Source organism: Novosphingobium sp. AP12 (assembly GCF_000281975.1).
In the GTDB taxonomy this organism is placed as follows: Bacteria; Pseudomonadota; Alphaproteobacteria; order Sphingomonadales; family Sphingomonadaceae; genus Novosphingobium.
Genome location: NZ_AKKE01000015.1, coordinates 24,579 through 36,841 on the forward strand (window position 1 = coordinate 24,579; position 12,263 = coordinate 36,841).

Consider the following 12,263-nt stretch of genomic DNA (forward strand, 5'->3'; position numbering starts at 1 on the left):
GCTTGAATCGTGTCGATGGCCGGGCCTCCCGCCGGCCCGGCTGAATTTTTGTTTCTGCCGGACCGGCCAGCGCTATGACGCGCGGTATGCTTCGATCCACGCCGAGCAGGCTGCTGCTTTCCGTCCTCTTCGGACTACTCGCGCCGGCCTGCGATGGCAGCAGGGCCGTGCCGCCAGCGCCCTTCACCGAATCGACCACACAGCCGGCGGGGGAGGCCCTTCGCCTCCAGGGACGGGTGAACGACGCCGCCGGCCTGCTGGACGAGGCGGCCGAGCGACGGCTGGCCGATCGGCTCCGGACGCTTGAGGACAGGACCGGGCACCAGATGGTGGTCGTGACCGCCCCCTCGCTCGGCGGGAAGGACATCGCGGAATACACCCTCGATCTCGCACGCCGCTGGGGTATCGGCCGCGAGGGCCACGACGACGGCGTCGTCGTGCTGGTGGCGCCCGGCGAGCGCCGAGTCCGCATCGAAGTCGGCCGCGGGCTCGAGAAGACGCTTCCCTTTGCGGTCTGCTACACGGTCATCCAGCACGACATGCTGCCCCGCTTCACGTCCGGCGATTTTGCCGGAGGGCTGGACCACGGCACCGCCAGCCTGATCGCGAAACTCATCTGACCGTTTTGCCACGCGGCGTTTCGTGCCATGAGCGCGCCGTGAGCCTTTCCCGCCCCCGATCCCTGCTCGTGCTGACGCTGCTGGCCTGCGCGGCGCTCGCCTCGCCCGCCCTCGCCCGCGAGAGCCTCGGGCTCTACGGCGGCTGGGGGGCGTTCCGCGATCCGCTGGTCCCGCGCTGCTATGCCATCGCCATGGCCGAGCCGAGCGCCATGAGCCGCGACTACCAGCCCTACGCGGCGATCGGCACCTGGCCCAGGCGCGGCACCCGCAACCAGGTCCACCTGCGATTGTCGCGCCAGTTGTCGGCCAATGCCCCGGTCACGCTGCGGATCGGCGGCCGGCGGATCGTGATGACCGCCGGCGGCGGCGATGCCTGGCCTCGCAATGACGCTGACAACGCCGCGATCATCGCCGCCATGCGCTCGTCCGCGTCGATGACCGCCAGTGCCCGCGATGCCAAAGGGCGGCCCTTCGCCAACACCTGGGCGCTGCCGGGCGCCGCCTCGGCGATGGACGCGGCACTGATCGGCTGCGCAAAGCTGCGCTGAGCGCTCTTCCGGTTTTCCTACAAGGGCGGCGCCTGTTACATTCGCGGCGGCTCTTTCCACCGTCAACAAACCGCCCGCCGCTGCCCCTCGTAAACACACGCCGCACGCATGCCCTTCATCAACTTGCGTACTTTGCAACCGGCCAAAAACGGAAAAGGGCGAGGCCTTCCGGCCCCGCCCTCCCCTTCCGCCATGAAGGTCGGTCAGGTATTCGTCAGAAGCGGACGCCGACGCCCGCCATCACCTGGTGACGGTCGAGGTCGAGGTCGAAGCGGTCGCCGTCGGGGAAGTCACCGCGGTAGTCGAGTTCGCCCTTCTCGTAGTTCGAATAGCGGTACTCGAGCTTGGCGAAGACGTTGTTGCTGATCGCCTGCTCGACGCCCGCACCGATGCGCCAGCCGTCCGCGTCGAGGTCGCGGTTGGTCGTCACGGTGCCGCTGGCGTTGCGCACGTCGAACTTGGCGTTGGTGTAACCGCCCTTGGCGTAGATCATCGTCTTGGGCGTCACGACATAACCGACGCGCGCGCCGACGTAGAGGTCGCGGTTGGTCTTGACGTTGCCGATGCCGAAGCCCTCGAAGTCGCCGTCGTCGAAGCTGGTCTTGGCGGTCGACCAGGTCACTTCCGCCTCGGGGCCGACGACGAAGTTGCCGGCGCGGAAGTCGTATCCGGCGCCCACGCCGTAGGCGAAGCCATCGATGGATTGGTCGTTGTCCTCGTTCACGTCGTCATCGACGCTGCTGCCCGCCTTGCTCACGTCGTAACCGGCGAGCGCCTCGACGTGGAAGCCCGAGAACGGGTCAACCGGGGCGACATTCTGCGCCATGGCCGGGGCGGAAGCCATCGCGGTGCCAGCGGCGAGAGAGAAAAGGATCTTCTTCATAAAGGTACTCCGATCATTCCATGCGGCGGTTTTTCCGCCCTTCCATCAAGCGGGTTTCGTCCGCCTTGGACTGGTGAAATGCCATCGCCGGGGTCGGAGTTTCCTGAACCTAACACAACGAAAACGCTGGTGTTTTTCGGCAACACTACTGCGATGTGACGAACGTTCGGGCGGTCGAACTGATGGAACGAAGCCTCGCCGCCGCCGTTCGCGCAGGCCCATGGCGCCCGCGCGAGAGCACCTCCTTCCGTTTTGGCCCCATATGCATTATATGGCCGCCGATCATGTCACAGACGAACGATATCCCTGCCGGGGCGGCTGCCGCTGCCGGCCTCATGCCGATCCCGGGCCACATCGAGCCCATGCCCGTGCCGCGCCCAGGCATCGTCGACGGCGTGACCCCGCGAGAGGACGGCCGCATCGACCTGCTCGGCCTGCCCAAGAAGCGCATCGCCGAGCTGTTCGAAAATGCCGGCCTCGACATGAAGGCCGCCAAGCTGCGCGCCAAGCAGGTCTACCACTGGCTCTACCACCGCGGTGTCACCGAGTTCGAGGCGATGACCGACATCGCCAAGACCATGCGGCCGTGGCTCGCCGAACGCTTCGTCGTCGGCCGTCCCGAGATCGTCGAGGCGCAGCACTCCAGCGACGGCACCCGCAAGTGGCTGCTGCGCACCGCCGACGCCCACGACTACGAGATGGTCTTCATCCCCGACGCGGACCGCGGCACGCTCTGCGTCTCCTCGCAGGTGGGCTGCACGCTCAACTGCCGCTTCTGCCACACCGGCACCATGCGCCTCGTGCGCAACCTGACGGTCGGCGAGATCGTCGGCCAGGTCATGCTGGCGCGCGATGCCCTCGGCGAATGGCCCAAGGGCGCGGGCGACGTGCGCCTCGCCACCATGGCGGGCCTCGACGAGGATGAGGACGAGGGCGACTACACTTCGGATGGCCGCCTGCTTACCAACATCGTGATGATGGGCATGGGCGAGCCGCTCTACAATTTCGACAACGTGCGCGACGCGCTCAAGCTGGTGATGGACGGCGACGGCCTTGCCCTCTCCAAGCGCCGCATCACGCTCTCCACTTCGGGCGTGATCCCGCAGATGGAGCGTTGCGGCCAGGAGATCGGCGTCAACCTCGCGGTCTCGCTCCACGCGGTGACCAAGGACGTGCGCGACGAGATCGTGCCGATCAACAAGAAGTACGGCCTCGAGGACCTGCTCCAGGCCTGCGCCGATTATCCCGGCGCCTCCAACGCCCGGCGCATCACGTTCGAATACGTGATGCTCAAGGACAAGAACGATTCGGACTCCGACGCGCGCGAACTGGTCCGCCTGCTCAAGAAGTACGACCTGCCCGCCAAGGTGAACCTGATCCCGTTCAACCCCTGGCCCGGCGCGCCTTACGAATGCTCGACGCCCGAGCGCATCAGGACGTTCTCGGACATCGTCTTCCAAGGCGGCATTTCGGCTCCGGTCCGCACCCCGCGCGGCCGCGACATCGATGCCGCCTGCGGCCAGCTCAAGACCTCCGCCGAGAAGAAAAGCCGCGCCGAAATCGACCGCCTGCTCGCCGAAAAGGAAGCGGCGCTGGGCTGATTGTCGACCGGAACCGCCCTCACCAGAGGGCGCGCTCCTGGTAGGCCCGGCTACGTTCACGCACGATCGCGTCGCGCTCGGCCAGCGTGACCCGCGCGACGTCCCGGGGCAGTGCCTTGGCGAGGTCCTTGAATTTCACCTTGGTCAGCTTGGGGATCGGCTGGCTGTCGCAGCCGGTCCAGCGGCCCTGGATGATGCCGCGCGGATAGCCGGCGGTGTCGAGCCAGTTCTTCACGCCCGGGTCCTTCGACGAGACGACGATCCGCAGTTTGCCGTCGCTGTCGGGCGCGGCCTGTGCGGCGTTGAGGCTCGAATGGTTGTTGGTCCAGTCGACCGTCTCGTACAGCGCGTTGGTCAGAATCAGCGAGCGGTAGCGGCAGGTGGCGGGCACCTCGGACTCGACGACCAGCGCCTCGTCGTCGGCGATGTCGTAGACGCCGTCGTAGTAGAACTGCGAAGCAAGCGCACCTTCAGGCGGGACCATGACTTTGAATCGGTTGACGTAGCCCTCGTCAGCCAGCTTCTGCACCGTCGCCACGAACATCGGCGCGATGGTGCCGATCGCCTGCGGAAGCCCTTTGAGCTTGGCGGTGAGATCGGCGGCAGAGGGACGGCGGCGGCCCATCGGCGCACCGACCCGCTCGATGGTCACGGTGGGCTGTTCCTCGTGGCTCCAGTCCGAGCTGACGACGCGCAGCATCAGGCGGCGGGTCTGCCCTTCGAGTTGCCAGAAGTCGCCCTCATAGCCCTCCGGCCTCGTCGGCGCGACCAGCACCGAATAGCGGCCTTCCGCATCGGTCTTGAGCGTGGCGAGGTCGAGATGCGGGCGCGAGTTGCTGCCGCGCAGGACCTGCGCGATCACCGCCAGCGTCACCGAGCCCTTCCGGCCGGAGATGCGGTAGCCCTGCGCCGGATCTACGGCGGCGACCTTGTAGACGGTGTCCGCATTGGGCTGGCCGACGTTGAGGACCTGCCCGATGGCAGGCAGGAATACCGGGGCGGTAGGATCGGAGCCGATCGCCTCGATCGACGAACTCGCCACCGCTTCGAGCGCAATACGGCCGATTTCGGCACGGATCTGCGGGTCCTGCCGCATTGCCTCGGGGAGCCTGGCCAGCATCCGCTCAGGCAGGTCACGCAGCGAGTCGACGAATTCGTCCCAGCCCTCGACCGGAGAGGCCGTCGACGGTGCCACAGCCTGCTGCGCGCGCGCGCCAAACGGCAGCGCCGCAAGTGCGACCGCCGCGAGCCCAAGCAATTTCAGGGAACTTCTGGCCATCCGCTCTCCCATCTCTACTTGATCGGTAGAGTGATCGCGCGCCCGGCCAGCGTCAATCGGAGCCTGCTACGCCCCAGCGGTAAGCGCCGAGACGAGGTCCTTGACCTTCTTCTGCCGCCACTGCGGCAGCGGCGCGACCAGCCAGTAGCCACGCCTGCAAGGAACGGCAGTTCCCACCAGATCGCTGCGGCCACCATCGCCGATGCCCGCCGCGAGCAGCGCCGGCACATGTGCGCGCCCCATGCCTGCGAGCGCGGCGGCGATCGCCTGCCCGGCATCACCCACCATGATCGGCGGCTTGGCTTCCTCGGCATCGCCTTCGTCCGCGCCCGGAGTCGGATCGCCCGGCCATCCGATCCAGTCGCCGGAACCGACCTGCACCCATTCGGCGGTGCCGAGCGGCAGGCCCTCGAGGTCGGCCGGCCCGTCGGTCCAGCGTACCGCGAGATCGAGGTTGGCTTCCGTGAAGTCGGTCATCTCGCCGTCGACGAGCACGTAATGAACCTGCGGATTGGCCGCCCGGAACGCAGCGAGGCGCGGGGCGAGCCAGGCGGCGAAGAACTCGCGCGGAGCGGCGATGGTGTAGACGTGGCTCGACTGGCCCGCCTGCATCGCCTGCACCGCATCCTCGAAATGCAGGAACCCGGTGCGCAGCGCGGCAAGGCCGGTGCCCGCCTCGTCGGTCAGCTCCAAACCCTTGCTGGTGCGGCGGAACAGCACGACGCCGAGCAGGTCCTCCAGCGCGCGGATCTGCTGACCGACGGCGGCGGGCGTCACCGCCAGCTCGTCCGCCGCGCGGGTGAACGAGAGGTGGCGTGCCGCCGCGTCGAAGACGCGCAGGGCGTTGAGGGGCAGGTGCGTGCGCTTCATGGCGCTTCCCTATGCGCAGGCGCTCGCCGGGGCAAGTCAGCCTGCGGTGGCGGGCGCGGCGAGCGGGAAGTAGGGGATCAGCGCCGTGAACTCGCGCCCGTCCTCGCGCACGAATGTGTAGTGCCCTTCCATCGAGCCCTGCGGCGTGGTGAGCGGGCAACCCGAAACATAGTCATGGCTGCGGCCATGCGCGATCACCGGCTGCTCGCCAACGACGCCCTCGCCTTCGATCGTCTCGACCCGGCCCGTGGCATCGGTGATGCGCCAGTGCCGGCTCATCAGTTGGAGGGTCTTGCCGGTCTCGTTCTCGATTCGGATGTGGTAGACCCAGAACCACTTCCCCGCCTCGATGCGCGATTGCTCGGGCAGGAAATTGACGGCGACACGCACGGTCAGACCATCGGTGATGGCGGTATGCTGGAACAGTTCCTTCATGACGGGGCCAGCCTAACGACGATTTCGCAAGGCTACAACCGTGTAACGAAGGAGCATTTTCTCCCCGGGCGAACCCGGGGAGAAATGGATCACAGCCCGGCCTTGCTCAGCGCCTGATCGAAGTCCTCGATCAGGTCGTCGGCGTCTTCGAGGCCGATATTGATGCGCAGCATGCCTTCGCCGATGCCCATCGCTTCGCGTCCTTCGGGACCCATGTTGTGGTGGGTGGTCGAAGCCGGGTGGCACATCAGCGAGCGCGAGTCGCCGATGTTGTTCGAGATGTCGATGAGCTGAAGTGCGTCGAGCAGCGCGTGCGCCTGCGCGCGGCCGCCGTCGAGCACGAAGCTGAAGATCGGCCCGCAGGCATCCATCTGCTTCATCGCCAGCGCCTGCTGCGGATGGCTGTCGAGCCAGGGGTGCAGGATCTTCGGCACCCGCTTCTCGACGAACTGGCCGACTTTGAGCGCGTTCTCGCTCTGCTTCTTCGCGCGCAGGTCGAGCGTCTCGAGGCCCTTCAGCACCACCCAGGCGTTGAACGGCGAGAGGTTTGGGCCGGTGTTGCGCTGGAACGGCAGCAGCTTGTCGTTGATGAACTCCTCCGACCCGCAGACGGCGCCGGCGAGCACTCGGCCCTGCCCGTCCATCAGCTTGGTCGCGGAATAGGCGACGACGTCGATGCCGAACTCCATCGGCCGCTGCAGGGCGGGCGAGCAGAAAGCGTTGTCGACCACGGTGGTGATGCCGTGCGCCTTGGCGATGTCGGCTATGCCGGCGAGGTCGGCGATATCCATCGTCGGGTTCGCGGGGGTCTCGAAGAAGAACACCTTGGTGTTCGGACGGACTGCGGCTTCCCACTGCGCAAGGTCGCCCGCATCGACGATGGTGACCTCGACGCCGAAGCGCGGGAGCAGGTGATCGCCCAGCCAGCGGCACGAGCCGAAGGCGGCCCGCGCGGTGACCATGTGATCGCCCGCCGAAAGCTGGCACAGCAGCGCCGCCGTCATCGCCGCCATGCCCGAAGCCTGGGTACGGCAGGCGTCGGCGCCTTCGAGCAGCGCGATGCGCTCTTCCAGCATCGCCACGGTCGGGTTCTGCAGGCGCGAGTAGGTCATGCCGTCCTCTTCGCCCGCGAAGCGCGCGGCGACGGTGGCGGCGTCGTCATACGAATAACCCGAGGTGAGGAAGAGCGCTTCGCTCGTCTCGCCCATTTCCGAGCGCCAGGTGCCCCCGCGAATCGCGCGGGTGGCGGGGCGCCAGTTGCGGGTCTGGGTGCGGTCCTGTCCGGTGGTGCGTTTCATGGCCTCCGCCTGTAAGAGCGCGCGGAGCGGAGCGCAAGCGGATGGGCATTGCGGCGCCCTTGCCCAATGGCGCGATCCCCCTTATCCCGCCCCTCCGATGCCATCAGCCGCCAGACAAAATCGCGACCCGCTCGGCTGGTGCCTGCTGTTGACGGCGGCATTCCAGGCGCTCGTCCTGTGGCGCATCGGCGTGCCGACCCGCTACTACTTCGACGAGGTCCATTACGTCCCCGCCGCACTCAAGCTGCTGGAACTGATCCCCGCCAACCGCGAGCATCCGCTCTTCGGCAAGGAAGTGATCGCAGGCATGATCCACCTGCTTGGCGACCGGCCGCTGGCCTGGCGGCTCGGCCCGGCGCTGTTCGGAGGGCTTGGGCTTTTCGCGTTCTCGCGGCTCACCTGGCACCTGACCCAGCGCCGCCGCGCGACCCTGCAGGCGACCGCCCTGCTCGCCACCAACTTCATGTGGTTCGTGCAGAGCCGCATCGCCATGCTCGACATGATCTCGGCGGGGCTCTGCATGGCCGGCCTGTGGCAGTTCGCGGCTGCCTTGCGGGCGCGGAGCACCGGCCCTGCCCGGTGGCACCTGATCGCCAGCGGCCTGGCCCTCGGCCTGTCGCTGGGCGCCAAGTGGAGCGGCGCTCCGGCGCTGATGATGCCCGGCCTCGCGTTCCTGATCCTGCGTGTTCGCGAGACCGGCCCCCTGCGCCTCGGCCGCCGCGGCGCCGGGCCGATCAGGGGGATCACGCTGACCGAGGCGGCGCTCTGGCTCGGGGCTTTCCCGCTCGCGGTGTATTGGGCGACCTACCTGCCGGCGATGTTCTATCCTCATCACGCCGTGTCGCCGTGGGGCGTGATCGAGCAGCACGAGCTGATGATCCGCCTGCAGGACAGCGTGAAGAAGCCGCATCCCTACCGGACCTTCTGGTACCAGTGGATCGTCGACTACCGCGGCATCTGGTTCCTGTTCGAGAACGTCGACGGCGCCCAGCGCGGGATCGTCATGCTCGGCAATCCGGTCTCGATGATCGCGGGACTGTTCGCGCTGGCGTGGAGCCTGTGGGCAGCCGTTTTCCGGCGTCGGTGGGACGCGCTGGCCTTCCTGGTGCTTTACGCGGCGTGCCTGGGCATGTGGATCGTCAACGGCAAGCCGGTGCAGTTCTACTACCACTACCTGCTACCCGGCGCCTTCCTGATGGCGCTGCTGGCGCTCGCGCTCGACACGCTGTGGGACCGGCGGGACCGCTGGCGATGGCTGGGCGTCGGGACTTTCGCGCTCTCGCTGGCGATGTTCGCGCTGTTCTACCCGATCATCTCGGCCTGGCCGCTGCCGTTCAAGAGCGCGTACAACTTCTGGATGTGGCTGCCGAGCTGGCGGTGAATGGAGAAGGGCCTGCGCCCTTCCCCACCGTTCTCAGGCCGCGACGCGATGCCTGTCGTCGCCCTGCGCCAGCATGTCCTGCCACGCGTCGAGCCGCATCGCCTCGAGGTATTCCTGCTGCATCCGGTCGGTCAGCACTTCGACCATGCGGTTGCCCTCGATCCACAATTCGATGACCCCGAAGGCGCCCCCGCGCTTGCGGTACTTGGCCGGCCAGCCTTCCCGCATGGCGATGGCGAAGATATCGGCCTGCGAGCGGCGCGTGGCCATGGCGAAGTGCGTGGCGCTCAGACCGCCCTCGCCCGGCACGCCGAGCGCGTCGGCATCGCCGGGCGCCTCGACCAGCTGCGTGCCGCGCGGATAGACCTCGACCATGGTGTTGCGATCATCGCCCGCGTGGGCGAGCCAGCTGCCCTCGGCAACCGGCGGAAACGGCGTCGCCCGGCCGCCGAGCAGTTCGGCGAGGACTTCGGCGACGTGGCGCGGGTCGCGCGCGTCGATGGAAACGTGAAAGATCATGGTGCTTCTCCCGCAAATTGATGGCGGGCGAAAAGACCAATGACGCGGCCGTTACAAAAGGATTCCGACGAACGACTTGTGCTCGCCGACAAATGACAGAACTTTTACTTGAATCGCGTCTATTCAACGCTCCGGGCCAGGCCGGCGCCAGCGCTGCTCAGTACTTGCCCCAGACGAACTTGGACGACAGCGCGAAGTTCCACACCGAGCCGAGCACGATGCCGGTCACCACCGCGAGCACGTCATGCACGCCGATGGTCTTGAGCACGGCGGCCGCGCCGATGTTGGTCAGCAGGCCCAGCGAGCAGGTCACCGCGAACTGCGCCCAGCCGCGCATCACCGGGCCAAGGCCGCGCAGGCGCTTGTCGGAGTAGGTCAGCTCGTTGTTGAGCACGAAGTTGAAGGTCATCGCGACGACCGCCGCCAGGGTATTGGCGATGTTGAAGGTCGTGCTCTCGGACCAGTTTCCGTAGACGAAGCGCTCACCAAAGACGACGTGGAGCATGATCCACAGCGCTCCGAGCTGCACCAGCACGCCCAGCGCGCCGACGGTGCCGAACAGCGCGAAGCGGGTCGGGATGATGCGGCCCAGCCACTTGTCGTAAAGACCTACGAGGAATTCGAACACTACGGTCTGGTCCAGCTTGCTCTCGCCTTCCGCACGGGCGGCGAAGTTCAGGGGGAATTCCTTGACGCGAAGCGGGGTGTCCACCGTCGCCAGGATGTCTAGCAGGATCTTGAAGCCCACGCCCGAGAGCCGGTGCGCATCGGCGCGCAAGGTCTGCGTGCGCAGCATGAAGAAGCCGCTCATGGGGTCGGTGAGTTCCACCCCGGTGACCTTGTTGGCGATCCGGTTGGCGAGGCCCGAAGCCTTGACCCGGTCCGGCCGACCCCATGCCTCGGTGCTGGCACCCTCCGCGAAGCGCGAGGCATAGGCGATGTCGTATTCGCCCGAGGCGACCGCCCTGAGCATGCCAGGCAGCAGCGCCGGGTCGTGCTGGTGGTCGGCGTCCATGACCGCGACGATCGGCGCGGAGGTGGAGCACATGCCCTCGATCGCCGCGCTGGCGAGGCCGCGGCGGCCGATGCGCTGGATGCAGCGCACGCGCGGGTCGATGAGCGACAGCCGGCGCGCCTCGTCCGAAGTGCCGTCGGGGCTGTTGTCGTCGACGAAGATCACTTCCCACGCGATGCCCACGAGTGCCTTGTCGAGGCGCTCGATCATGGTCGCGATGTTCTTGCGCTCGTTGTAGGTCGGCAGGACAACCGCGAGTTCAAGCGGCTTCGCACCGCGCAGAGCGACGGTTTCAGCGGCTTGTGCGGCCTGCGCGAGTTCCGAACTGGTAATGTTCATGCGTCCCGGATTTAGGTGGTAAACGTCAATAAACGATTAGTGGCATTACAGCCGTGCGACGACGGCGTCACCGATTTCCTTGGTGCCCGCGCTGCCGCCGAGGTCGCCGCCCTTGACGCCGTCTGCCAGGGCGGCCGCAACCGCCGCCTCGATACGGGCGGCCTCGGCCTCCATGCCGAACGAATGGCGCAGCAACATCGCGGCGGAAAGGATCGTCGCCATCGGATTGGCGAGGCCCTTGCCGGCGATGTCGGGGGCGGAGCCGTGGATCGGCTCGTAGAGGCCGAAGCTGGTCTCGGCGAGGCTGGCGGACGCCAGCAGGCCGATCGAGCCCACGCACATGCTCGCCTGGTCGGAGAGAATGTCGCCGAAGAGGTTGCCGGTGACGATCACATCGAAGGCGCCGGGGTTCTTGACCAGCTGCATCGCGGCGTTATCGACATACATGTGGGTCAGCTCGACGTCCGGATATTCGGCCGAGACCTCGATCACCACGTCGCGCCACAGCTGCGAGGTTTCGAGCACGTTCGCCTTGTCGACCGAGCACAGCTTCTTCGAGCGCCCCTGCGCGGCCTTGAAGCCGACATGGGCAATGCGGCGCACTTCGTCTTCGGCGTAGGACATCATGTCCCAGCCCTGGCGGCGGCCGTCTTCGAGCGTGCGGGTGCCCTTCTCGCCGAAGTACACGTCGCCATTGAGTTCACGAACGATCAGCAGGTCGATCTTGCCGGCCACTTCGGGGCGCAGGGTGGAGAGGTCTTCCAGCCCCTTGAACACCGTCGCGGGGCGCAGGTTGGCGAAGAGGCCGAGTTCCTTGCGCAGGCCCAGCACCGCCTGCTCGGGGCGCAGCGCGCGCTCCAGGTGGTCGAGCGAGAAGTCGCCCACGGCGCCGAACAGGATCGCATCGGCCGAGCGTGCGATCTCCAGCGTCTGCTCGGGGAGCGGGTGGCCGTGCTTGCGGTAGGCCGCGCCGCCGACGTCGCCCTCGACGAGTTCGAGGCCGGGAATCGCGAGCGTCTCGAGCACGCGCACGGCCTGCTCGGTGACCTCGGGGCCGATTCCGTCTCCTGCAAAAACCGCGATCCGCATGCGTTTTCCCGCTCTATTCCTAGGTTCCGATCCGCCCCAGCCGCTCACGCAGCAGGGTGCGCGCCGCCATAACGTCTCTGCGGCGATCGGCAAGCGGGTAGCGGGCCAATTCGCGCCCGACGGCATCGAAAGTGCCCAGAAGCGCGGGCCAGTCATCGTCCGCCGGGCGCGTGACGCGCACGCCGTAGCCCAGTTCCCGCAGCAGCAGCACTTCGTAGCGTACAAGGCCGAGCGCCCAGCCGCGCGCGGACGGCGCGACGCAGATCGCCTGGAGCGCGCCTTCCAGCGCTTCGTAAAGGCCGGGAAATTCCTGCCGCTCGGGCAGGACCGTGGCGGTGAGCGCGGTGATCCAGCCGATCGCGGCGGCGGGCAGCGGCTCGGCGAGC

General features: G+C 67.4%; 13 protein-coding genes. 4 read left to right on the plus strand and 9 right to left on the minus strand.

What is annotated here, in order from left to right; all coding sequences use genetic code 11:
• The first annotated feature begins 167 nt into the window (after positions 1 to 167).
• Both PMI02_RS03290 and PMI02_RS03295 read left to right on the plus strand, forming a co-directional pair.
• Positions 168 to 620: a YgcG family protein gene (locus PMI02_RS03290; RefSeq protein WP_238538964.1), complete on the plus strand. Its 453-nt coding sequence runs from the start codon at positions 168 to 170 to the stop codon at positions 618 to 620.
• A gap of 38 nt (positions 621 to 658) precedes the next feature.
• Positions 659 to 1,168: a hypothetical protein gene (locus tag PMI02_RS03295; protein WP_007678694.1), complete on the plus strand. Its 510-nt coding sequence runs from the start codon at positions 659 to 661 to the stop codon at positions 1,166 to 1,168.
• A gap of 214 nt (positions 1,169 to 1,382) precedes the next feature.
• Here the strand turns inward: PMI02_RS03295 and PMI02_RS03300 are convergent, their stop codons facing one another.
• Complete coding sequence (locus PMI02_RS03300) at positions 1,383 to 2,051, minus strand: outer membrane protein (protein WP_007678696.1); 669 nt, start codon at positions 2,049 to 2,051, stop codon at positions 1,383 to 1,385.
• 284 nt (positions 2,052 to 2,335) lie between these two features.
• Between PMI02_RS03300 and rlmN the strand changes: the two genes are divergently transcribed.
• Positions 2,336 to 3,652: a 23S rRNA (adenine(2503)-C(2))-methyltransferase RlmN gene (rlmN, locus tag PMI02_RS03305; protein ID WP_007678699.1), complete on the plus strand. Its 1,317-nt coding sequence runs from the start codon at positions 2,336 to 2,338 to the stop codon at positions 3,650 to 3,652.
• A 19-nt stretch (positions 3,653 to 3,671) separates the two neighbouring features.
• Here the strand turns inward: rlmN and PMI02_RS03310 are convergent, their stop codons facing one another.
• From PMI02_RS03310 to PMI02_RS03325, 4 genes are all read right to left on the minus strand, one after another.
• Positions 3,672 to 4,931, minus strand: coding sequence for a DUF1214 domain-containing protein (locus tag PMI02_RS03310; protein WP_007678703.1), 1,260 nt, complete (start codon positions 4,929 to 4,931; stop codon positions 3,672 to 3,674).
• Between the two features lie 66 nt (positions 4,932 to 4,997).
• Positions 4,998 to 5,801, minus strand: coding sequence for a LysR family transcriptional regulator (locus PMI02_RS03315; RefSeq protein ID WP_007678706.1), 804 nt, complete (start codon positions 5,799 to 5,801; stop codon positions 4,998 to 5,000).
• A 36-nt stretch (positions 5,802 to 5,837) separates the two neighbouring features.
• A complete protein-coding gene (gene apaG / locus PMI02_RS03320) occupies positions 5,838 to 6,236 on the minus strand; it encodes a Co2+/Mg2+ efflux protein ApaG (protein WP_007678709.1) in 399 nt (132 codons plus the stop codon).
• An 89-nt stretch (positions 6,237 to 6,325) separates the two neighbouring features.
• On the minus strand, positions 6,326 to 7,534 hold the full coding sequence (locus PMI02_RS03325; RefSeq protein WP_007678712.1) for a PLP-dependent aspartate aminotransferase family protein: 1,209 nt from the start codon (positions 7,532 to 7,534) through the stop codon (positions 6,326 to 6,328).
• A gap of 97 nt (positions 7,535 to 7,631) precedes the next feature.
• Between PMI02_RS03325 and PMI02_RS03330 the strand changes: the two genes are divergently transcribed.
• Positions 7,632 to 8,915, plus strand: coding sequence for a phospholipid carrier-dependent glycosyltransferase (locus PMI02_RS03330; protein ID WP_007678715.1), 1,284 nt, complete (start codon positions 7,632 to 7,634; stop codon positions 8,913 to 8,915).
• A 33-nt stretch (positions 8,916 to 8,948) separates the two neighbouring features.
• Here PMI02_RS03330 and PMI02_RS03335 read toward each other — a convergent pair whose 3' ends face one another.
• The 4 genes from PMI02_RS03335 to PMI02_RS03350 all read right to left on the minus strand — a co-directional run.
• Positions 8,949 to 9,434, minus strand: a complete 486-nt coding sequence (locus tag PMI02_RS03335) for a hypothetical protein (protein WP_007678718.1) — start codon at positions 9,432 to 9,434, stop codon at positions 8,949 to 8,951.
• Between the two features lie 157 nt (positions 9,435 to 9,591).
• Positions 9,592 to 10,788: a glycosyltransferase family 2 protein gene (locus PMI02_RS03340; protein WP_007678720.1), complete on the minus strand. Its 1,197-nt coding sequence runs from the start codon at positions 10,786 to 10,788 to the stop codon at positions 9,592 to 9,594.
• A 45-nt stretch (positions 10,789 to 10,833) separates the two neighbouring features.
• A complete protein-coding gene (leuB, locus tag PMI02_RS03345; protein WP_007678724.1) occupies positions 10,834 to 11,877 on the minus strand; it encodes a 3-isopropylmalate dehydrogenase in 1,044 nt (347 codons plus the stop codon).
• 19 nt (positions 11,878 to 11,896) lie between these two features.
• Positions 11,897 to 12,263: DNA repair protein RecO C-terminal domain-containing protein (locus tag PMI02_RS03350; protein ID WP_007678726.1), on the minus strand; the 367-nt coding region annotated here is incomplete at its 5' end.